This window comes from Treponema sp. OMZ 906 (assembly GCF_024181185.1).
Lineage (GTDB): Bacteria > Spirochaetota > Spirochaetia > Treponematales > Treponemataceae > Treponema.
In genome coordinates this window covers 2,360,621-2,382,361 of the sequence record NZ_CP051196.1, presented here as the reverse complement: position 1 = coordinate 2,382,361, position 21,741 = coordinate 2,360,621, and the positions used below count along the sequence as shown (strand labels likewise).

At 45.3% G+C, this 21,741-nt stretch carries 17 protein-coding genes; 8 read left to right on the top strand and 9 right to left on the bottom strand.

Annotated elements, in window-relative coordinates; genetic code table 11:
• Nucleotides 1-275: 275 nt before the first annotated feature.
• The 3 genes from E4N69_RS10660 to E4N69_RS10650 all read right to left on the bottom strand — a co-directional run bounded on the left by E4N69_RS10660 (nucleotide 276) and on the right by E4N69_RS10650 (nucleotide 3,409).
• Complete coding sequence (locus E4N69_RS10660; protein WP_253823813.1) at nucleotides 276-1,481, bottom strand: hemin-binding protein B; 1,206 nt, start codon at nucleotides 1,479-1,481, stop codon at nucleotides 276-278.
• Between the two features lie 418 nt (nucleotides 1,482-1,899).
• Nucleotides 1,900-2,817: a restriction endonuclease gene (locus E4N69_RS10655; RefSeq protein WP_253823812.1), complete on the bottom strand. Its 918-nt coding sequence runs from the start codon at nucleotides 2,815-2,817 to the stop codon at nucleotides 1,900-1,902.
• A 37-nt stretch (nucleotides 2,818-2,854) separates the two neighbouring features.
• Nucleotides 2,855-3,409, bottom strand: coding sequence for an NAD(P)H-dependent oxidoreductase (locus tag E4N69_RS10650; protein WP_253823811.1), 555 nt, complete (start codon nucleotides 3,407-3,409; stop codon nucleotides 2,855-2,857).
• 108 nt (nucleotides 3,410-3,517) lie between these two features.
• Here E4N69_RS10650 and E4N69_RS10645 point away from each other — a divergent pair, with 108 nt between their 5' ends.
• On the top strand, nucleotides 3,518-4,393 hold the full coding sequence (locus E4N69_RS10645) for a ketopantoate reductase family protein (protein ID WP_253823810.1): 876 nt from the start codon (nucleotides 3,518-3,520) through the stop codon (nucleotides 4,391-4,393).
• Here the strand turns inward: E4N69_RS10645 and E4N69_RS10640 are convergent.
• The 4 genes from E4N69_RS10640 to E4N69_RS10625 are packed head-to-tail and all read right to left on the bottom strand — an operon-like array spanning nucleotide 4,311 to nucleotide 9,281.
• A complete protein-coding gene (locus tag E4N69_RS10640) occupies nucleotides 4,311-5,162 on the bottom strand; it encodes an inositol monophosphatase family protein (protein WP_253823809.1) in 852 nt (283 codons plus the stop codon). The two genes, E4N69_RS10645 and E4N69_RS10640, sit on opposite strands and share 83 nt — an antisense overlap.
• A gap of 39 nt (nucleotides 5,163-5,201) precedes the next feature.
• Nucleotides 5,202-6,311: an ABC transporter ATP-binding protein gene (locus E4N69_RS10635; RefSeq protein WP_044015199.1), complete on the bottom strand. Its 1,110-nt coding sequence runs from the start codon at nucleotides 6,309-6,311 to the stop codon at nucleotides 5,202-5,204.
• A gap of 1 nt (nucleotide 6,312) precedes the next feature.
• Nucleotides 6,313-8,142: an ABC transporter permease gene (locus tag E4N69_RS10630; protein WP_253823808.1), complete on the bottom strand. Its 1,830-nt coding sequence runs from the start codon at nucleotides 8,140-8,142 to the stop codon at nucleotides 6,313-6,315.
• Nucleotides 8,143-8,165: 23 nt separating this feature from the next.
• On the bottom strand, nucleotides 8,166-9,281 hold the full coding sequence (locus tag E4N69_RS10625; protein ID WP_253823807.1) for a hypothetical protein: 1,116 nt from the start codon (nucleotides 9,279-9,281) through the stop codon (nucleotides 8,166-8,168).
• 140 nt (nucleotides 9,282-9,421) lie between these two features.
• Between E4N69_RS10625 and E4N69_RS12835 the strand changes: the two genes are divergently transcribed.
• The 4 genes from E4N69_RS12835 to E4N69_RS10610 all read left to right on the top strand — a co-directional run bounded on the left by E4N69_RS12835 (nucleotide 9,422) and on the right by E4N69_RS10610 (nucleotide 11,691).
• The gene (locus E4N69_RS12835) at nucleotides 9,422-9,601 is read left to right on the top strand and encodes a recombinase zinc ribbon domain-containing protein (protein ID WP_371922387.1); all 180 of its coding nucleotides are present in this window, start codon (nucleotides 9,422-9,424) and stop codon (nucleotides 9,599-9,601) included.
• Nucleotides 9,602-9,671: 70 nt separating this feature from the next.
• Nucleotides 9,672-10,109: a radical SAM mobile pair system MarR family transcriptional regulator gene (locus E4N69_RS10620; RefSeq protein ID WP_006188101.1), complete on the top strand. Its 438-nt coding sequence runs from the start codon at nucleotides 9,672-9,674 to the stop codon at nucleotides 10,107-10,109.
• Nucleotides 10,106-10,795: a radical SAM mobile pair protein A gene (locus E4N69_RS10615; RefSeq protein WP_253823806.1), complete on the top strand. Its 690-nt coding sequence runs from the start codon at nucleotides 10,106-10,108 to the stop codon at nucleotides 10,793-10,795. Before E4N69_RS10620 ends, E4N69_RS10615 begins: the two co-directional genes overlap by 4 nt.
• On the top strand, nucleotides 10,783-11,691 hold the full coding sequence (locus E4N69_RS10610; protein WP_006188103.1) for a radical SAM mobile pair protein B: 909 nt from the start codon (nucleotides 10,783-10,785) through the stop codon (nucleotides 11,689-11,691). The genes E4N69_RS10615 and E4N69_RS10610 overlap by 13 nt, the downstream gene beginning before the upstream one ends.
• A gap of 303 nt (nucleotides 11,692-11,994) precedes the next feature.
• On the opposite strand, the gene E4N69_RS10605 is transcribed toward E4N69_RS10610, so the two are convergent.
• Both E4N69_RS10605 and nifJ read right to left on the bottom strand, forming a co-directional pair.
• On the bottom strand, nucleotides 11,995-12,144 hold the full coding sequence (locus E4N69_RS10605; protein WP_253823805.1) for a hypothetical protein: 150 nt from the start codon (nucleotides 12,142-12,144) through the stop codon (nucleotides 11,995-11,997).
• Between the two features lie 489 nt (nucleotides 12,145-12,633).
• Complete coding sequence (gene nifJ, locus E4N69_RS10600) at nucleotides 12,634-16,188, bottom strand: pyruvate:ferredoxin (flavodoxin) oxidoreductase (RefSeq protein WP_253823804.1); 3,555 nt, start codon at nucleotides 16,186-16,188, stop codon at nucleotides 12,634-12,636.
• Between the two features lie 223 nt (nucleotides 16,189-16,411).
• Here nifJ and E4N69_RS10595 point away from each other — a divergent pair, with 223 nt between their 5' ends.
• The 3 genes from E4N69_RS10595 (at nucleotide 16,412) to E4N69_RS10585 (ending at nucleotide 21,680) form a co-directional block, all read left to right on the top strand.
• Nucleotides 16,412-18,199 carry a DEAD/DEAH box helicase gene (locus E4N69_RS10595; protein ID WP_253823803.1) on the top strand — a complete coding sequence of 596 codons (1,788 nt, stop codon included), beginning with the start codon at nucleotides 16,412-16,414 and terminating at the stop codon, nucleotides 18,197-18,199.
• A gap of 27 nt (nucleotides 18,200-18,226) precedes the next feature.
• Nucleotides 18,227-19,435 carry a peptidase T gene (gene pepT, locus E4N69_RS10590; protein WP_253823802.1) on the top strand — a complete coding sequence of 403 codons (1,209 nt, stop codon included), beginning with the start codon at nucleotides 18,227-18,229 and terminating at the stop codon, nucleotides 19,433-19,435.
• Nucleotides 19,436-19,589: 154 nt separating this feature from the next.
• Nucleotides 19,590-21,680 carry a methyl-accepting chemotaxis protein gene (locus tag E4N69_RS10585; protein ID WP_253823801.1) on the top strand — a complete coding sequence of 697 codons (2,091 nt, stop codon included), beginning with the start codon at nucleotides 19,590-19,592 and terminating at the stop codon, nucleotides 21,678-21,680.
• Nucleotides 21,681-21,741: the final 61 nt, after the last annotated feature.

The following is a 21,741-nucleotide window of genomic DNA, read 5'->3' as shown; positions in this document are numbered from 1 at the left end:
ATTTCTGATACGACACGGGATTTTTAAGATAAATTATGAAAGCTAAACTTACAATATATAACCATATCGGAAAACTGTACGGCTATTAGACAGGAATTATAAATGAAACTCTATGAAGCTTCTTTGGAGTCAATAATGCGAGGATTAATCAGTTTAAAGTATAGAATCTTTGTGTAACAGGATTCCCGTCGTTTATTTGTGCGGAGCGTTTTTAATACTCCTGCCGATGGTAAAAACTAGTTGTTTTTGCCATCGGTAATACAGCTCCGTTTTAATTAATGCATAGAACCTTTTAAAAAGCTCCGGCAGCTATCAAGAACATGCTGCACCATTTCTTCTTCAGATACATCAGCACGTATACAGGTAGGAGCGCTCTTCATTTTTGCGGCTTCTTCGACGGAAGTCCCGTACCAGAAATGCATGTGAGGCGGGACAGCGTGGGGAATGGTAATTGCGAAATGAGCCAACTTGCCTTTAAATGCAGGATCAGTAGCGGAAAATGCGCGGTATGCCGGATGTGCAGCATGTGCACTATCTTGTATATATGAACTGCGGCTGATTTCTTTATTGCCTTTCCATACGATAATCTCATTTTTACCATTTCCTGCAACAAATTCAATATGAGTAAAATCATCGGCGGTACCGAATGCCTTGTACACCAGTGCCATAATATCTTCTTTTGTATAATCACCGCCCTTCGGATTTTGTCCGGCAAATTCTTTAATCAATTGCGTGTAAACATTTTGAATAGCAGGGCGCGGATCTTCGCAAACGGTAACTGAATTTACCCATTTGCCATTATATAACGCAAGCGGCTCTTTGGGTAATTTTTCTGCTGCCACTGTATTGATAACAGCCGTAAACTGTTTAAGTACCTCTTCTTTTGGAAGATTTGCTTCTACAAAAGGAGCTCGCTTCAAAGGATCCCCATGTACCAACGATCGAATTCCCCATTTGCCGAAGCGGGCATCAAATGATTTTATTCCGGTTTTTTTATCAACTTGAGGAGCCGTAACAACAAAATAGCGCAAATTCTTTAATTCTTGAATTGGTTTTACCGCTTCAAATGTGAGCCAATTGCGAGTCGAATCTTCAACCATGGGGCGTGTACCTTTAAAGGTATATTCACACAAAACCTCTTTCTCAGAACCGTCGGCAGTACGTACAGTAAACACTACCGTATTTGAACCGTCAAAAACAGCTTTTATCACCGGCGCAGCCACCGCATAATGTACTGCTGCTTTTAATCCGCCTTCACTATAGTACGGCATTGCGGCAGCATTTTTGGCGTATACATCCTGCAAAACAGCATCATCTTCAAAACGGCTGAGGGGCTGCCATGAACCTTTCATAACAGCAAGTTCTGAAGCTGCTGCAGTATCCGATACCGCGGTAGCAGGAACACTGGCACAGCCTGCAAACAGGCACACCGACAACAAAGCAGCCCCTACAGCTGCCTGTAAATACTTTTTAGATGTCATAAAAACCTCCGTAAAATACAAGGGTAGGGATAGTGGCGCAAACAATCAAAAATGTCAATGGTATCGCATCCAAGGTTTACATATCGATCATTTGATATGCAGCGTTGCTCATAATAATAATTTTTTGATATTTACATTAGATAAAGACTTTGAGCAGTATCGGAAATATATCGATATTGAATTGGTAAATGATATAGGAGATAGATTGCCATAAATAAGAAATCGGCATCGTTTATCGTGATGATACGGAGGTAACAGAAATGATTATGTTTTGATATTATTTAAAATACAATAAAGATGTGTATATGATACAATCATTACAGCAGCTTGCTGACATTACCGGTTTTGAAATGTGGATATTTTGGAATGACAGAAATTCCATACCGCTAGAGAAAGAAGACTCAGGATGCCCTAAATATTAATTCTCTTCAAAATAATCCGAATCAATCCGTTTTATTGTATAAACATCTTGTGTGCTTACGCCAAGATTATTTTCTATCATTAATTCGGTCAATTGTTTTCCGTCAAGTAGTATTATTTTCGCATCAATATCGGTAACATATTTCTTTGCTTCGTTTGTAAATGTTGAGGTAGTAATAAATATCCCCTTTTTCGCTTTTTTCCCTAACAATGCCCCCGCAAACTTTTGTATTTCGGGGCGTCCGATAGTACCGCTATCCCATTTTTTTGCTTGAATGTAAATAACATCAAGGCCTAACTTATCTTCTTTAATGATGCCATCAATTCCTTCATCGCCGGACTTTCCAACTACCGTGGCAGCTTCTTTGATTGAACCGCCGTATCCCATCTTAACCAATAAATCAATCACTAATTTTTCAAATTTTGAAGGGCTGATATTTTTAATGGTAGACAATAACTCATCTGCCAATTCATCTTTTATACTGAGATAACCGCTTTCAAGCAATTCATGTGGGGTAATGCTTTGTTGAATATTATGTTCAGTTTTATTATTTTCAGAATTATCAGGCTCTTTTGTCGTCTGGAATTCATTAAAAGCATCATATTCTTTGAGCATTTTGGTATTGATAAATGCAGGCTTCTTTTGCAAGAGTTTTTTTCCTTCTTCTGATATACGAAAATAACCTCTCTTCGTTTTGAGTAACAAACCTGCTTTTGTTAAATATGTTCTTGCCCATCCAATTCTATTATTAATAACAAATGCTGAGCCGCTTGGTAATAATTCTTGTTTTTCTTTCTCAGTTAAATTAAATTGATTTATCAATGCGTCAGTAGCTTCTCTAAATAAATGCTCTTTACCATCTTCTGCAATTTTCATAAGCGGTAACATGCACTCTTCATACGTTGGAATTGCCATTGTTTCCCTCCTAATGTAGTCGATATTAAGAAACACTTTACGCTTGTTGCAGTGCATTCAACCAAGCTAAATAGTCCCTTGCGCTCTGTTCTACCTCTTGCCGTGCAGCTTCGCTATATCCCGCGTTACTGTCTATCGTATGGAAGATGAACGGCGGGCGGTAGTCTGCATTGCAGTATTTCGCTGTCAGTTCAAACGGACGCAGTACTTCGGCAACGCTGTACCCGACAGCACCGTCAGCGCGGTAGTCTACGGCCGGCGCACCGAGCGAGACGGCAAGTGCAATTTTTCTGCCCGTAAGCGCTTTGCCTTTCGAGCCATAAGCCCAGCCATGAGTCAGCACTTCATCAAACCACTGTTTCAGTAGCGGCGGACAATTAAACCAGTATACGGGAAATTGCCACACCAGTGCATCGTGAGTTTCTATCAATTTTTGTTCAGCCGCTACATCAATCTTACCTTGAGGATAGGCAGTGTACAGTTCGTGGACAGTAAAGCGATCGGTGTGTTGCCGCACTGCAGCCGCCCAGTGTTTATGAACGGTAGATTGAGAAATAGTAGGGTGAGCAAGAATAATGAGGGTTTTTGGCATGGTAAGTTCCTTGAATGAGTTGTGCCGAGAGCATACCATCAAAGATAAAAATGTTCTATACTGACGATAGGAAACTGAAAACTGTATGGCTATTAGACAGGTAGTAAAATGAAACTCTTAATCTACGGTGCAGGTGTAATCGGCAGTTTGTATGCCGCTGCGTTTGCTGAAGCAGGATATAACACCACGGTGTACGCGCGAGGGGAAAGGCTTAAAGCACTGAGAACCCTCGGTCTACAGTATGAGAAAAGCGGCAAAGTATGCAAAGCAAATGTTACCGTTATCGGTACATTGGAAAAAGATGATTGGTATGATTTTATTTTTCTAACGGTAAAGGAAAATCAAGTACATACGGCGTTACAAGAGTTGAAGCACAATATCAGTCCGAATATTGTTACAATGGTCAACACGCTTGAACCGTACGGTAATTGGGAACGTATTTGCGGAACAGGACGTATTATACCGGCATTTCCGGGTGCAGGCGGCAGTTATGAAAACGGCATCCTTAACGCGGACTTTACGCCGCGTATTATTCAAGTTACGACCTTTGCCGAAATCAATGGGAATAAATCCGAACGTTTGAAAAAACTTGCCGCTCTTTTTACCGCATCGAACATACCGCATGGGATTGTAAAAGATATGCACTGCTGGCAGCTCTGTCATCTGGCGATGGTTGTTCCGATTGCCGATGCGTATTATAAAGCAAAAAATCCGGAAACGGTTTGGAAAGAATCGAGCATTATGAATGAAACCGTACGGCAAATCAAAAAGAACCTTCAAACGCTGTATCATTCCGGCGCAAAACTTTCACCGCCGAAAATGCATCTTTTAAGACTTTTGCCCGTCCGGATATTACAGCATATTTTTACGCTCATTTTCAAAAGCCGTTTCGGATATATGTTTATGTACCGGCATTCGATGAAAGCTCCCGATGAAATGAATCGGTTGCATGTACAATTTTATCGGTATCTTTCTGCGCGATAATGTTATACACTGCATCATGGATAACCGAGTTGGTGATTAATAAATCATCGATTTCTTGTCGCGGCTTATTCGATAGGTTGGTTACCTTACCGCCCGCTTCGCTGACAATCAACTTACCGGCGCAGGAGCTTAAACCCATTGACGGCTTGACGTTGATCATCGCTTCGCTTTTGCCGGTGGCAAGCCAGATAAGCTCATAAACCGTACAAACAATTATCCGTATGCCGCGTACGTGCGGCTGCAATTTTTGTATAAGGTCGAGTACTTTTCCGCTGTATTCGGCATTATAACTCGATGTTAAACAAATACTGACAATCGATTCGTCAAGCCGCGAACGCTGCGACACCCGCAGTTTCATAGTGCCGCAGTACGCTCCCTCGCCTTTGATTGCGTAATAAATAGCGTTATTCGGCCAATCGAATATGATACCGAAAATCGTTTCTTTATTTTTCCGCAAGGCGAGCGTTGTGCCGAACATTGGAATACCGGCAGCAAAATTCACCGTACCGTCAATCGGATCGATAAGCCATTCGTACGGGCTTTCCCCACGGTTTTCGCCGTATTCTTCGCCGATAAACGTATGATCGGGCAAGCGCTGCCGGATGCCTTCTACAATTGCTTGTTCCATAAACCGGTCGGTAAACGTGGCAATATCGTTCAATTCTTTTTTTTCAATTCCTTGAACACTATACCGTGATGCTTCCCGATAGGCTCCCGTTACCAGCGGAATCAAATAATCGTAGAGGTGATGTAATGTTTCTGATGTCATGCTGCTATCCATTAAACTGCAAGTGTGAACCCCTAAAAACTAACCTTGAGTTTTAGAGATGCCCAAGTGACCCATTGCAATATTTGCTTCGGTTTCTTTATCGAAGAGGATGATGGAGTTACCGGAAAAATCGAATGAGACTTTTTTATCAATGTCATAATCGACACTGCCGAACACAACGGAAGTAAGAATGGTGCCGTGTGAATTGATCTTAACGGTTGTTTCCATGCCCGCAGGTAAGGTTGAAAAGACGGTTCCCTCTGCACTTCCATGTTCGCTTATCTGCACATATTCAGGACGAATGCCGAGAATAACGCTTTTTTCTTCAAATGGGAGCGGCGTATCGCTGACAAATTCCGCCTGCAATCCGCAAAATTGAATGGTACCCTTACGGTATTCCGCCTCGATAAAATTCATAGTAGGATTGCCGATAAAGTCGCCGACAAATACACACGACGGCTTATTGTACATTTCGAGCGGAGCGGCGTATTGCTTTAACAGTCCCTTTTCCATAATGCAGACCTTCGTAGAAAGCGTCATCGCTTCCAACTGATCATGCGTAACATACACAAATGTGGAATCGGTAGTGCTGTGCAGCCGTTTCAGTTCAACCCGTATTTCCGTCCTCAGCTTTGCATCAAGGTTTGACAGCGGCTCATCCATAAATAAAATTTTTGGATTGGGAGCAAGCGTGCGCGCAATGGCAACCCGCTGCTGTTGTCCGCCTGAAAGCTCACTCGGATATCTTTTTTCAAATTGCTCGATTTTCAGCAAGGCAAGCAGCTCCGCCACCCGTTCTCTGATGCGCCGGCTATCCCACTTTAAGTTTTGCAAGCCGAATGCGATATTTTGATACACCGTCATGTGCGGCCACAACGCATAGTTTTGAAACAAAAAGCCGACATTCCGTTTTGACGGCGGCACATTGATTCCTTTCTCCGAATCGAAGACGGGTGTACCGTCGATAATAATCTTTCCCGATGTAGGCGTTTCCAGTCCCGCAATCATCCGGAGCGTTGTCGTTTTTCCGCAGCCGGAAGGACCAAGCAGCGTTACAAATGCACGGTCGTCTATTGTCATATTGAGGTTATCAACGCCGACAAACTTTCCCCATTGCTTTGTCACCTGTTCCAATATAATCTCAGACATCTTATTTTCCTCCTACGCCTTTGGTAACGCTTGCGCCTGTCAATTTATTCACCATCCAGTTGATAAGCAGCACGATAATGACAATCAATAAGTTTAACGCATTGCCGTACTGAGAATATCCTTTTTCGTTGTAATACATCAGCAGGGTTGTTGTAATGAAGTTACTATCCACAATCAAAAGCACAAACAAAGACAGTTCGCGCATACACGAGATAAACGGCAAGAGATATCCCGACAAGAAACTCGGCTTTTGAATCGGAAAGATAATTTTCAGCATCCGTTTCCACCACGGCGTATTGGTTAAAATTGCGGCTTCTTCTATTTCGCCTGACAGCTGCAGCATCGCGCCTGTGGCGGACTTCGTTGCAAAAGGCATATATTTAATAGCGCCGACCAACACGAGTAGAAAAAACGACCCGTATAAAAACGACCAGTTAACCGACAGTGCAAGGTACGCCATACCGAATGCCATCGAAGGAATAAGATATGGAATAAACGCAAGTGTGCTCACGATTTTTGATAGCTTGGAATGCCGTTTGTTTACGACCGCATAGCCGACCAACAGTCCACACGTACCGGCAATCAGTGCGCAGGCAAGTGAGAGCAGTAAGCTATGCCCCAGCGCACTCCATACATGTGCATTGACCAAAATACCGCCTTCCCAGTTATAGTATTGCGCTTGCAGAGCTTGCGAATTGGGGTCTCCGATCCAGAAATTAAACGACATATTGCCGAGTGTATAATTACCGGCGCTTTTCAGTACCGATTCCAGTGCAAAGGTGATCATCGGCAGAATGGAGATAGCGAAGACGATAAGAAGACCTGCTGCTGCAAGCGGCCGCCGCGCTGCTTTCAAATTGATGAATGATACTTGCGAACTCTTGCCGGTTACCGTTGTGTATGACTTCCGTTTTCCGGTAAACAGGTTGTTGATGCCCAGTACGAATAGCCCTAATACTACCAGCACGATACCGACTGCATAGCCTTGCGCCGGATACGCCTGATTAAAGTAGGTCATCGAGGTAGTTAACGTCATAAAGCCGATAGGAGTACCGAGAAAAACGGGTACCGCATACGCGCTTACGGAACTGGCGAACACCAGCAAAAACGTATTCATCATCGCAGGAGCTACAATCGGTAAGGTAATCTTTGTAAGGATTCTCCAGCGCGGCGTTTTTAGAATGGTTGCCGCTTCTTCAAGATTGGCATCCATGTTTTTCAGAATACCGCCGATCAGAATATAGGCAAACGGCGCATAGTGAATACCGAGCGTCATCCCGATAGGGAATCGTCCGTAAACAAACCACTCCGGTGCATAGACATGGAATAACGAAGCGATAATCCCGTTTGCACTGCATCCGTGCACCGTTACGTTAGCAAACATATTGTGCCAAAAAAGTGCAATCGTCCACGACGGCATAATGTACGGAAATAAAAGCAGCGCCGATATCGGTTTTTTCAGCGGGATGTTCGTCCGGTTGATAAACCATGCAAATACTCCGCCGATAACAATCGCAACTGCGGAAGCAATCAACGCCATGGAGATTGAGTTAAACAGCGGAACGTAAAAGTAATTTTTACTGTAGTTATAGTCCGACGTGAGTAAAAGCGATTTCCATCCGCTGAGCGATATGCTTCCCGCCGGCTCTCCATGAAACAAAGCCTCCCGTAAATGTACGGTAAAACTTTCGATAATCATCGAAATGAGCGGGAAGATAGTCGTTGCACCGAGTAAAATGAGCGCAACGGTAAGAATGATATTTGAGGGCTGAGAGAAAAACGCTTTTAACTTGTTGCCGGCCCTCTTCACGGTAAGTGTCATAGGTTTCATATATATACAAGATACAAACCGGATCAATTATACCCTTCAAGAAGTTTGACAATCGATGCCCAATCTGATTTTACATCGGTATAATTTTCCAGCACAAATCCGTCGAGTAACGAATCTATGTCCTGTTGTACCATGCTATTTGTAGAATACACTCCATTCCCTTCCTGATAGGTTGCAATGCCTTCTGCCGTTGACAGATAGTTAATAAAAAGCATCGCCGTATATGGACGGTCGGTTGTTTTTGCAATCTGCGTATAAAATTTATACGCATAACCGTTGAAGCCTTTCATTTTATTGAAAAATTTTACTTTGTTGTACGTTCCTTCTGCACCGGTTGAATACTTTGTTACCGGAGAAAATCCGATAACAGGCTTTTCTGCATCGACAACAATCTTGGAGGCTATCTTTCCTTCACTTTCGTAATCGGTTGCTTTTTTCAAAAAACCGTCTATAAATAAATAGCCTGCATTCTTAAAGCCTCCGGCAGCAACAGCGGAATCACATGTTCCTGCACCGTATTTTTCGTCATAGGCAGCAGACAATTTTTGTGCCCATGCATCGGTTGTCAACGCTGCCATAAACAGCTGGTTAATCGGCTCTCCCGCTTTCCGGTAATAGACTGCCGATGAGGTGTCGATTAAATCCCACACATTGGAAAGCTCTTCATCGAATTTTTTATCCATTGCAAATTCTTTAAAATAGTACATAAACGCGTACATATCGCTCTTCGCTGCGCCGGGTACAACGGGATTATAATTGATAAGATTTCCAGCGCCTAATTCAACACTTAAAGAAGCTCCGTTCTGGGTAACGACTGCATCAATTTCTGCCGAACCACCGTCAATCAACTTTTCAATAGCAGAATAGAAATCTTTTTCATTCTGCTTTACGCCGGAGCCGGTTCCTTGCAGTCCGTATTTAGCAAAGAACGCCTTAACCGTTTTATCGGTTTTCGAGGAGGTGGAGTACACGGTAAAATCACCGGTTTCCGCCTTTGCACGCTCGATTAACTGTTCAATGCTTGTGTCTTTCGCATTATTGATAACACTCAGCACATCGTCCGCTTTCTTTTGCTGCCCGCATCCGGCAATAAGCCCGATTAGTAACAAACAAAACGCTACAATTCCACATTTTTTCATGTTAGAAAACTCCTTTTTTGTTCCTGTAAATTTTTGAAAAAATAAGCGGGCACCTTGAAAGATTCGAAACGGTTTTTCAAGAGCCCGGATGAGGTTGATTATACCGCTGCTTTCAAAAACTTGTCAACGAAAAAGATAAAATACGCTGGACAAAGAAGAAAGATGGTTCTATCCAGTATTCTTACCGTTGCGGCGGGTATGCAAGCAGGGTTAATTCTTGTACTTCCCATACAATTAGTGCTGATACTGTTGAAGCCTTGATATTATCGGCAGTTAAACGCTTTTCAAAATTCGTTCTATCGGAGTTTACCTCTATTTAGACATACAAACTGTTGACAATAAAACTCCTATATAGTATGATTTGATAAACTACTATATAGGATCTTTTGTATGGAAATGAATGGAGGATTTCTGGTCACCAAAATAAAACAGCTTGGAGACCGGATCTTTGAGAGGATTCTCAGTGAAAAGAATATTGATGCGTTCAATGGAGCCCAGGGGCGTATTCTTTATGTGCTGTGGCAGGAGGATGGAATCCCAATTGGGTCACTCTCGATCAAATGTGGATTAGCGATAACTTCTCTTACGACGATGCTGGAAAGAATGGAAAATCAAGGGCTGATAAGCCGCGTTCAGTCTGAAACGGACAAAAGGAAAACACTCCTGTTTCTGACTGAGAAAGCACATGCCTTAAAGGGCGAGTACGATTCTGTATCTGATGATATGGGCAGCATTTACTACAAAGGTTTTTCGGAGGAAGAAATTACCCGGTTTGAGGAATGCCTCGACCGCATCAGAAAGAATCTTGAGGATTGGCAGGAGTCATGAGTATTTGTATCAAAAATCAGATTCAGAATATGAATATCGTCATCGGCTGCACAGTGGGGTGTGCATATTGCTATGCCCGCAACAATGTGAGGCGCTGGCATATGATTGATGATTTCGCTGTTCCTGAGTTCTTCCCGGGTAAGCTCAAGATGATGAAAAAGAAACGTCCGCAGAACTTTCTTCTTACCGGCATGAGCGATCTCTCCGGATGGAAGCTGGAATGGAGAGACGAGGTATTTGCAAAGATCCGTGAAAATCCACAGCATCAGTTCCTGTTTCTTACCAAGCGCCCCGATCTGCTGGATTTTGATACCGATCTGGAAAACGCATGGTTTGGCGTTACGGTAACGAGGAAAGCAGAACTGTGGCGTATTGACGCCCTTCGGAAAAACGTCAGAGCAAAACACTACCATGTTACCTTTGAACCGTTATTCGACGATCCCGGTTCAGTTGACCTTTCCGGAATCAACTGGATTGTTGTCGGCACCATGACTGGAGCTCAGAGCAGGAAGGTTCATACGGAGCCGGAGTGGGCATGGTCTCTGACGGATCAGGCACACGCGCTCGGCATTCCGGTGTTTATGAAGGAAGACCTTGTCTCTATCATAGGGGATGAAAATATGATTCAGGAAATGCCAGAAGAATTCAATAAAGTGTTGGTGGTACAGAGATCATGGCAGAAGTAATCGATGGAATCCTCATTAGTGAGGTGGAAACAAAGAACATCATGACCAAGTCCAGTCTGCCGGTAGGCGGTTACTCGGTCAATCCCTATGTAGGCTGTACACATGCCTGCAAGTATTGCTATGCTTCTTTTATGAAGCGCTTTACCGGACACAAGGAGGAATGGGGCACTTTCCTTGATGTGAAGCATTGGCCGGAAATTAAAAATCCGAAGAAGTATGCCGGGCAGCGGGTGGTCATCGGTTCTGTGACGGATGGCTACAATCCACAGGAGGAGCAATTCGGGAATACCAGAAAACTTCTGGAGCAGCTGATCGGCAGTGACGCAGATATTCTAATCTGCACAAAGTCTGATCTTGTGGTACGGGATATTGATCTGCTGAAGAAGCTTGGACGAGTAACCGTTTCATGGTCGATCAACACACTGGATGAAAATTTCAAGAACGATATGGACTCTGCTTCGAGCATTGAGCGTCGTATCGCTTCTATGAAGCAGGTATATGATGCAGGTATCCGTACAGTCTGTTTCGTATCCCCGGTATTCCCCGGTATCACGGATTTTGAAGCGATCTTTGAGCGGGTAAAGGGTCAGTGCGATCTGTTCTGGCTCGAAAATCTCAATCTTCGGGGCGGTTTCAAGAAGACGATTATGGATTATATCGCTGGAAAATATCCTGATCTTGTACCGCTTTACGATGAGATCTATAACAAGCATAACCGCAGCTACTTTGAAGCACTTGAAGTAAAAGCTGAGGGAATGGCTAAAAAGTATGATTGTCCCTTTGTGGATAATGAAATGCCTTATGGCAGAGTCCCGCAGGGACATCCGGTGATCGTGGATTATTTCTATCATGAGGAAATCCGAGGGACAGAAAATACCGGAAAAAGAAATCGTTAAACAGAAATTGACCGAGCTCTTTGAACGAGGGAGACTCCTTGTCCGAAGGGCAAGAAGGTGCAACCGAGAAGACTTAGAACAATTCCAGTTTGCCAGTATCTTAAACAGAATATGAACAACGAAAAACATCGTAGTAATACGGTGTTTTTTGTTGCTTAAAACCTACAATTTCATACATGACCACAGGTTAGTACAAACCCTTGTGTGATTTTTTGAAAGGCTTAGAACGGGGATTTTCCCCGATTTTCACCCCGAAAAGTCACATAAAAAGGCTTGAAGTATCTTTCCTGTAGTTTTTTATTATCAGTTTGCACGCTCGATTAACTGTTCAATGCTTGTGTCTTTCGCATTATTGATAACACTCAGCACATCGTCCGCTTTCTTTTGCTGTCCGCATCCGGCAATAAGCCCGGTTAACAACAAACAAACCGCTACAATTCCAAATTTTTTCATGTTAGAAAACTCCTTTTTCGTTCCTGTAAATTTTTGAAAAAACAAGAGGGCATCTTAAAAGCCTCAAAACGGTTTTTCAAGAGCCTGGATGGGGTTGATTATACCTTCGCTCTTAAAAATTTGTCAACGAGAAATATAAAAATATGAAAGGTGATAGTATTTTCAATACTCTTGCGGCTTATCCTGCTGCCTAAATAATCAACAACCCCGACGCAAGCGTCGGGGTATTAAACCCTTCCGCACGAATAAAAAACTATTTGCGGCGGGGCTTCGGGAGGCCGGTAGAAAGCTTCGTGTTTTTCGGCGCGGCATATCGGAGATGCTTCCTCACACATAAAAAAAAGGCACTGCAAAACTTTTACAGTGCCTTTCATAACAAAGCCGCTTGCCTCCAACCGGAAGCAAGCGGCTTGTTTTTATCGTTACATTACTGGAGCCCCTCTAACAATTTTATTTGATCGTTAGAGGCATTCTCTATTCAGTATCCGCTTAGAACGGGCGGTCGGCCAGATACTTATACTCCTGCCAGCGCCGCTTTGCCTTCGCAACCGCTTTATCAAGCAGCATTTGAGCACGTTCGGGGTTTGCATTCTTTAACGACTTGAAGCGTACTTCTTTGTACATAAAGTCTGCAAGGTTAAAGTCCGGCTCTTTGCTGTCAAGCTGGAAGGGGTTCTTACCTTGATCTGTTAAGCGCGGATCGTAGCGGTACAACGGCCACAGACCGCAGGTAACGGCCTCTTTCTGGTTCGACATACCCTTCGTCATGTTGATACCGTGGTTGATACAATGGCTATATGCGATGATGATCGAAGGCCCGTCATAGCTTTCAGCTTCACGGAACGCCTTGATAACCTGCGACATATTTGCACCCATGGAAACCTGCGCAACATACACATAGCCGTAGCTCATCGCCATCATACCGAGGTCTTTTTTGCTGGTCTCTTTACCGGATGCGGCGAATTTTGCGATAGCGCCGATCTGCGTTGCCTTTGACATCTGACCGCCGGTGTTGGAATACACTTCCGTGTCGAGTACCAGTACGTTGATGTTTCTACCGGAAGCAAGCACGTGATCCAAGCCGCCGTAGCCGATATCATACGCCCAGCCGTCACCGCCGAGTATCCATACGGAACGCTTAACAAAGTGATCGGTCAAGGACAACAGCTCTTTTGCAAGCGGGTCGGAAGATTTTTCCAATTCCTTTTTCAGATCGGCAACAAAGCCGCGCTGCTCATCGATTGCCGCATCATCGGCCTGCGTATTGCTCAACACCTTATCGATAGTGGCCGCAGCGATACCTTTCTCTTTGAGCTTTCCGGCAACTTCGCGCGCGTATTCCGCAAGCTTATCGCTGGTTAAGCGCATACCGTAACCGAATTCGGCAGCATCTTCAAAGAGGGAGTTCGACCATACCGGCCCTCGTCCGTCCGCGCGTTTTGCATACGGAGTCGTGGGGAGGTTACCGCCGTAAATGGAAGAACAACCGGTCGCGTTTGCAATAACGGCACGATCGCCGAAGAGTCGCGACAGAACACCGATATAGGGAGTTTCACCGCAACCTGCGCAAGCGCCGGAGAACTCGAAGAGTGGGCGGCGCATACCGATACCTTTCGGCTGGCTCAAGTTGACCTTGCGCGTATCGGGGTCGGGAAGGCTCATAAAGAACTTCCAATTTTCCGATTCAACAGCACGGTGCTCGACAAAGCCTTCCATATTAATCGCTCTAATCGCCGGATTTTCCTTAGACTTTGCAGGACACTGCTCCACGCAGATACCACATCCCGTACAATCTTCGGGAGAAACCTGAATGGTAAAGAGGAAATTATCGAATTCCTTGCCCTTATACGGTATAGAGCGGAATGCGGAAGGCGCATGGCCGATATTGGATTTATCGTAGACCTTCATTCTGATAGCAGCATGAGGACACACAATGGTACACTGACCGCACTGAATACAGAGTTCGCTCTTCCAAATCGGTATATGCTCTGCAATTGCACGTTTTTCATACTGAGTCGTTGCAGTCGGGAAGGTACCGTCTGCCGGAATTTCGCTCACCTTTACCGCATCACCTTCATTGATAGCGATTTTGCCTAATATTTTGCGGACAAACTCCGGCGCATCGGCGCTCATTGCGGCATGGCGAGAAAGTTTACTCGTCGCCTCTTTGGGATAGGTAACCTGTTCAACCCCTTCAAGCGCCATATCGATGGTCTTGATGTTCTTCTGAACGATTTCCGGTCCTTTCTTGCCGTAGGATTTTTCGATAAATTTCTTAATCAGCGCTACCGCTTCGTCCTCGGGCAAAATACCGAAAATCTTAAAGAATGCGGTCTGCATAACGACGTTGATACGGTTGCCCATACCCGCTTTTTCCGCAATCTTGACACCGTCGATAACGTAGAACTTCGCTTCTTTCGCGATAAGGTCTTTCTGCACTTCTATCGGCAGATGCTCCCATACTTCATCCTTATTCCAGTGGCTGTTTAAAAGGAAAGTACCGCCTTTTTTAAGGCTCTTGAGCATATCGTAGGTTTCGAGGAAGGTGAATTTATGACACGCAATAAAGTCTGCTTGTCCGACGAGGTAGGGCTTGCGGATCTTTTTCTTGCCGAAGCGCAGGTGCGATGTGGTAATTGATCCGGACTTCTTGGAGTCGTACACAAAATAGGCTTGCGCGTTGTTGTCGGTCGCTTCACCGATAATTTTGATGGAGTTCTTGTTAGCGCCGACCGTACCGTCCGAGCCGAGCCCGTAGAACATCGCCTGATGCATACCGGAATCGTCAACATGGAAGTGATGATCGTAGGCAAGGCTTACATGCGTTACGTCGTCTTCGATACCAACGGCAAAGTTGCTCTTCTTTTCTCCTTCCATATTATCGAATACGGCTTTAACCATTGCCGGAGTGAATTCTTTTGAACCCATACCGTAGCGACCACCGAGGATAACGGGATAGTGAGTAAAGGGGCATTTCTTTGCAGCCTGCATTTCACCGATTGCAGTGCGCACATCTTCGTAGAGGGCTTCGCCGAGCGAGCCGGGTTCTTTTGAGCGGTCGAGTACGGTGATATTCTGTACGGAAGCGGGCAATGCTTTTACAAAGGCTTCCGCGCTGAAGGGGCGGTATAAGCGTACTTTGAGTAAGCCGTACTTTTTACCTTGGCTATTCAGATAGTCTACGGTCTCTTCTACCGTGTCAGCACCGGAACCCATCAGAATGATGACCGATTCCGCATTGGGATCGCCATAATAGTCGAACAAGTGATAAGCGCGTCCGGTTAAGGTCGCGTATTTATCCATAACCCGCTGAACGATTTCGGGGGTTGCCAGATAGTATTTATTAACCGCTTCGCGCGCTTGGAAGTATACGTCGGGGTTCTGAGCGGTTCCGCGAATCATCGGTTTTTCCGGCGTTAAGCCGCGGAGACGGTGTGCGCGTACCAGATCGTCATTGACCATCTGGCGCATCACATCCTGCGAAACTTCTTCAATCTTCTGAATTTCGTGAGAGGTTCTAAAACCGTCGAAGAAGTGGAGGAACGGAACGCGCGCTTCAAGCGTCGCAGTATGAGCGATAATCGCGAGATCCATAACTTCCTGTACGGAGTTGGAAGCCAGCATTGCCCAACCGGTTTGGCGGCATGCCATAACGTCCTGATGGTCGCCGAAGATGGAGAGTGCACTGGTTGCCAAAGCACGGGCTGCAACGTGGAATACCGTGCTGGTAAGCTCACCGGCAATTTTGTACATATTGGGGATCATCAGTAAGAGCCCCTGTGATGCGGTAAAGGTTGAAGAGAGCGCTCCCGTGGTTAATGCACCGTGAACGGCTCCGGAGGCTCCTCCTTCGGATTGCAATTCGACGACTTGCGGCACGGTTCCCCAGATATTGGTTTTTCCGTGGGCGGAATACTCATCGGCAACTTCCCCCATCGGGCTTGACGGCGTAATAGGATAGATTGCGATAACTTCGCTGAGTGCATGCGCAACGTGACCGGCGGCAGTATTACCGTCAATCATTACGAGGTTTTTTTCAGGCATAATATCGTCCTTCTAAAGTATGGTGTGAATGGGTGTGTATATTATATTATTCAATATAATATATCCGATTTGCATACAGCATAGTCTTTTAATGCAAAAAGTGCAAGAGTTGGACAATAGTTTCTTTTTGCCGTTTAAGTGCATTTTAAACGGAGCTTTATCGAGGTAAAAATCTTTTAATCCGCTATTCATGATTGCCCCCGTGTGCTATACTTATCGGCAAATGAATTTTTCTAATTGTAATCTTAATTCCACTCTTTTACAGGGGCTTGAAGAAGCCGGTTATATTGAATGCACGCCTGTTCAAGAGCAGGTGTTTTCCGCAGGAATGGACGGTTCCGATCTTTATGTACAATCCCAAACAGGTACGGGAAAAACAGCTGCGTATCTGGTAACGCTGATGCAGCGGATGCTTGCTGCAGGAACCGAAGACCGCCGCCCCGCTTTGATTCTTGTTCCCACGCGGGAACTTGCCGTACAGGTCGAAGAAGAAGCGCTTAAATTAGGTAAACATACGGGGATCCGTGCCGCGAGCTTTTACGGCGGCGTCGGGTATCAGCAGCAGGAAGAAGCGCTTAAAAACGGAGTAGACCTTATCATCGGTACCCCCGGTCGCGTTATCGATCTTGAAAAATCAAAAACCATGAAGCTGAAAAACGTCGGCTTTTTAGTTGTTGATGAAGCAGACCGTATGTTCGATATGGGCTTTTATCCCGATTTGCGCAGCCTCCTTTCGGTATTGTCCAAGGCGGAAGAGCGGCAAACGATGCTGTTCAGCGCGACCTTAAATACATGGGTAAAAAACCTTGCATGGGAATACACCATCGATGCAAAAGAAATCACCATCGATGCGGATAATGTGACGGTTGATGAAATCAATCAGAAGCTGTTCCACGTGGCTGCGGAGCAAAAGATGTCCCTGCTGCTCGGTATCTTGCGTAACGAAAAACCGGAGAATGCTATCATCTTCTGCAATACCAAAAAGACAACGGAGATTGTTGCAAAGCGGCTGCGCATTAACGGCTATGCGACGGAGTTCCTCATCGGCGATTTGCCCCAACCGAAGCGGCTGCATATTATCGATTCGTTTAAGGCGGGTAAACTCAGCTGTTTGGTTGCAACCGATGTCGCGGCGCGGGGAATCGACATCAACGACCTCGCAATGGTTATCAACTACGACCTTCCGAATGAGGCGGAGAACTACGTACACCGAATCGGTAGAACGGCGCGGGCGGGAAAGACTGGCGCTGCGTACAGTCTCTGCTCGGAACAGGATGTGTACAACCTTCCCGATATCGAAAAGTATATAGAAGCAAAGATACCGGTTGTTATTCCCGGCGAAGAGGATTTTGAAAAAGACCGCAGCGCCGATCAGTATATACGGCTTGACCGCGACTCCTTTGACGAAGAACGATCCGGCGGACGGTTCGGACGCAAACCGCGCCCCGGCGAAAAATCGAGGCGGGAAGAGAGAGACTCCCGGCGCGGCGCTAAAACAGCGAAACCTGCGTCCCGACTTGCCGATTCCAAACGCAAAAAGAAAGGCACGCAGGGAGAAGACAAAACCGATAGAAAATCTGCCGACTCACTCGGCGGTTTGAGCTTTGAAGAGCGGATGGCATATTACAAAAACCGGTACGGAAAAAAACTTGCCTCACAGGAGAGCGCCGCCTTTGGGGATCCCAACGAGGGTACGGAAAGCGCCAAAGAAAGCCGCAATGCTCAGCCTGCTGCCGACAAGAAAGGAAAGGCGGGAGCCCCAGTAAACCGCGCTAAAAACCGGCAGGGACAGCCTGAGAAAAAGCGGCGCAAAGGTGATAAATATGTTCCGTCTCAAACGGGCGATACACGGCAGGGAGCAAAGCAAAAGAGACGGCCTAACCAAGACCGAATGCCGGAACAGCGGAGCCGAACCGGAAAGGCGCCGGTACAGTCTTCGGCACAAACTCAGCCGGTAAAACAAAAAACGGGCATATTCGGTATGCTGAAAAAATTGTTTACCGGAAAGTAAGCGGCAAGAAATAAGGAGGAATACGTTATGGATGCAGTAGAACGCTTTTTTAAATACATTGCAGTCGATACCAAATCGAATGAGGATAACCCCGAATGCCCCAGCACCAAGGGACAGCTTGAGCTTGGAAAGATGTTAGTGCAGGAATTGCACGAGCTGGGCGTAGCCGATGCCGAACAGGATGCGCACGGATATGTCTACGGAACAATCCCTGCCAACACCGATAAAAAAGCGCCGGTTATCGGATTTATTGCACACATGGATACCGCGCCCGACTTGGACGGAAAATGTGTCAATCCGAAAATTGTGCACTACACAGGCGGCGATATTAAACTGAACGAAACCTATTCGCTGACGGTAAAGGAATTTCCGTTCCTCAACAAACTTATCGGCGAAGACATTATCACTACTGACGGCACCACGCTTTTGGGCGCGGATGATAAATCGGGCATCACCATCATTATGGGGATGGTTGAATACCTCCGCGACAACCCGCGGGTGCAACACGGTACGATTAAAATCGGCTTTACCCCCGATGAGGAAATCGGCAGAGGTGCAGACCTCTTCGATGTAAAAAAATTCGGAGCGGATTTTGCGTATACCATCGACGGCGGAGAAATCGGCGAGCTGGAGTACGAAAACTTTAACGCTGCAAGCGCTAAAATCGAAATTCAGGGGAAGAACGTCCATCCGGGTACGGCAAAAAATATCATGATCAATTCGCTGCGAGTTGCCGGCGAGCTGGACGCTATGCTGCCGGTAGAACAAAAGCCCGAATATACGGAAGGGTACGAAGGCTTCTTTTTGCTTACTCACCTCAACGGCGCAGTGGATCACACATCCATGTCGTACATCATCCGCGACCATTCTACCGACAAATTCGAGCAAAAGAAGACGCTGCTGCGGAATGCCGTGGCTTTTTTGAATACAAAATATGGCGCCATCATCACGCTTTCCATTACAGACAGCTACTATAATATGCGCGGACAAATTGAACCGCATATCGAAATTATCAACCTTGCGAAGAAGTCTATGGAAGAGATCGGCATCACGCCGATTATCCATCCCATCCGCGGCGGGACGGACGGCGCACGGCTTTCGTTTATGGGACTCCCTTGTCCGAACATCTTTGCCGGCGGCTTTAACTTCCACGGACGTTTTGAGTGCATCCCCGTAAGCTCTATCTATAAAGGGATCGATTTACTCATCCGTATTATCGAAAATGCCGTAGGGTAAATAGGCTGTGATTGTTAAAAATAGGTTTGTTATAAGCTACCTTGGAATAATTGACATGATATAATAGATAATGATAATGATAATAGATATTATGTAATTAATAATCGTTCTACCGCCTTGCGGCCATATTCGTGTTCTAGAGTGAGGATAAGCAATGAAGAAACAACTCGGCTTGCAAAAAAGACTGATTATTATTTTTGCAATATTTATTGTTACCGTATCGATTTTGCAGACTGTTTTGGCAGGCAGTATTGTCAGACGGGCCATTACTGCAAAAGTTATGGAATTACTGCAAAACAAAGCAACTACAACTGCCGAAAAGATCGATCATGAAATTGAGGATCTTTCCTTCTGGTTGGAAGGAGTTGCCGATACGCCGGTTCTGTTTGATGAAAGTTTAACTATTCAACAACGATTGCAAGAAATCGATTTCCTGATTAAACGTCAACCCTCCGTAAAAAACTACGGTATGGCAGGTATGGACGGCAACCTCATCCGTGCGGACGGGAGTAGTTTTTTTTGCGGCGATCAACCGTGGTACAACACGGTGATGAGCGGAACACCGTTCTTGTCCGAACCCTTTCAAGCAGGAAAAGATGTTTTTCTTATCTCGTATGCAATTCCTATGTATGATAAAGATAAGCGGATTAGCGGCTTTTTTTCTATTGATATAGACGGGCAATATCTTTCCGATATCTGTAAAACGGTTACCGTTGGTGCAGGCGGTTCGGTTTTTATCGTCGGGACGAGTAGGAGAGTTATCGGTGATACCGATTTTAGTCGCGTTACAGCAAAAACGTCCATTAGCGAGGCTGCGAAGACCGATAAGGACATGGCTTCGTTATCTGTGCTTGTCGAATCGGTTTTTAGCTCGGATGATGTTGTGAACGGTTCGGGTTCGTATAACGGAGAAGCTCAATTTGTCGTAGGCAAGAAGATGGAAACCGGATGGGTTGTAATGCTGCGTGCACCGGCTAAAGAATTTTTAAGCGATGTCCGTATATTGAACCGTTGGATGTATCTGATCGGTATTGCAATGCTGCTTATCGCTGCTCTCGTAGTGTATTGGTTGTCACGTCGAATTATCAGCCCGATTGTACGTGTCGCAGCCGCATTAAAAGATATTGCACAGGGCGAAGGTGATTTAACCGTCAGTTTGCCGGTAACCGGCTTGGATGAAATCCGTAATCTTTCAGAATATTTTAACCAAACGATCGGAAAAATCAGAACAGCTATTCAATCCGTTGATAAAAATGCCGGGGCAATGACAAAGATAGGCGATGAGCTTGCCCAAAATATGTCTGAAACCGCCGGCGCTGCAAATGAAATCAGCACTCATATTGAGGACGTAAAGAGGAAGATATTTACTCAGGCCTCAAGCGTTACCGAAACATCCGCAACTATTGAAGAGATTATTCAAACCATTAAACAATTGAACACCAGTATTGCAACTCAAGCTGCGAGCGTTTCGGAATCTTCCTCGGCTATTGAAGAGATGGTTGCCAATATCGCTTCGATTACCAAGACTTTGGAGAGGACCGATGAATCGATAAAATCACTTGCATCTGCGACCTCCGACGGTAAAGAAACGCTGCACAGCTCCAATGCCATTACGCAAAAAATCGCCGAAGAGTCGGGCAGCTTAATAGAGGCGAGCGGTGTTATTCAACATATTGCCAGTCAAACAAACTTGCTTGCAATGAATGCGGCAATAGAAGCTGCCCATGCCGGCGAGGCGGGGAAGGGCTTTGCAGTTGTTGCCGATGAGATACGCAAGCTAGCCGAAGATTCGGCAACACAGGGAAAAACCATTACAACGACGCTTAAACAGTTCGGTACGGAAATCGAAAGCCTCTCAAATTCGGCACAAAGCGTTGAAGAAAAATTTAATGCTATTTTTAATCTGTCGGAACAGGTTAAGATGATGAGTAATCAACTGACCGAAGCAATGCGCGAACAGGAAAATGCCAGTAGGGAAGTGCTTACCGCAATTAAGAATATCAATACGGTTACAGTAGAAGTTAATAGCGGTTCCGCGGAAATGCTGAAGGGCGGTGAAAAAGCTGCAAAAGAAATGGCGATACTTGACGATCTTACCCGCGTTATCACCGGCAGTATGGATGAAATGACGTCGGGTGCATCATACATCAATACGTCTGTCCAAGAAGTTAACCAAATTACCCAGCGTAACAAAGAAAGCATCGCCGGTCTTGCTGCCGAAGTAAGCAAGTTTAAAGTCAATTAAAATAAATAGGGGAGGGACTTTTCTTTTTTTTCGATAAAAAGAAAAGCCCCCCGCTTGAGTT

Coding starts and splice junctions, on each gene's coding strand:
- E4N69_RS10660 (WP_253823813.1), bottom strand. CDS start 1,481: ATGACATCTAAAAAGTATTTACAGGCAGCTGTAGGGGCTGCTTTGTTG.
- E4N69_RS10655 (WP_253823812.1), bottom strand. CDS start 2,817: ATGGCAATTCCAACGTATGAAGAGTGCATGTTACCGCTTATGAAAATT.
- E4N69_RS10650 (WP_253823811.1), bottom strand. CDS start 3,409: ATGCCAAAAACCCTCATTATTCTTGCTCACCCTACTATTTCTCAATCT.
- E4N69_RS10645 (WP_253823810.1), top strand. CDS start 3,518: ATGAAACTCTTAATCTACGGTGCAGGTGTAATCGGCAGTTTGTATGCC.
- E4N69_RS10640 (WP_253823809.1), bottom strand. CDS start 5,162: ATGACATCAGAAACATTACATCACCTCTACGATTATTTGATTCCGCTG.
- E4N69_RS10635 (WP_044015199.1), bottom strand. CDS start 6,311: ATGTCTGAGATTATATTGGAACAGGTGACAAAGCAATGGGGAAAGTTT.
- E4N69_RS10630 (WP_253823808.1), bottom strand. CDS start 8,142: ATGAAACCTATGACACTTACCGTGAAGAGGGCCGGCAACAAGTTAAAA.
- E4N69_RS10625 (WP_253823807.1), bottom strand. CDS start 9,281: ATGAAAAAATGTGGAATTGTAGCGTTTTGTTTGTTACTAATCGGGCTT.
- E4N69_RS10620 (WP_006188101.1), top strand. CDS start 9,672: ATGGAAATGAATGGAGGATTTCTGGTCACCAAAATAAAACAGCTTGGA.
- E4N69_RS10615 (WP_253823806.1), top strand. CDS start 10,106: ATGAGTATTTGTATCAAAAATCAGATTCAGAATATGAATATCGTCATC.
- E4N69_RS10610 (WP_006188103.1), top strand. CDS start 10,783: ATGGCAGAAGTAATCGATGGAATCCTCATTAGTGAGGTGGAAACAAAG.
- E4N69_RS10605 (WP_253823805.1), bottom strand. CDS start 12,144: ATGAAAAAATTTGGAATTGTAGCGGTTTGTTTGTTGTTAACCGGGCTT.
- nifJ (WP_253823804.1), bottom strand. CDS start 16,188: ATGCCTGAAAAAAACCTCGTAATGATTGACGGTAATACTGCCGCCGGT.
- E4N69_RS10595 (WP_253823803.1), top strand. CDS start 16,412: ATGAATTTTTCTAATTGTAATCTTAATTCCACTCTTTTACAGGGGCTT.
- pepT (WP_253823802.1), top strand. CDS start 18,227: ATGGATGCAGTAGAACGCTTTTTTAAATACATTGCAGTCGATACCAAA.
- E4N69_RS10585 (WP_253823801.1), top strand. CDS start 19,590: ATGAAGAAACAACTCGGCTTGCAAAAAAGACTGATTATTATTTTTGCA.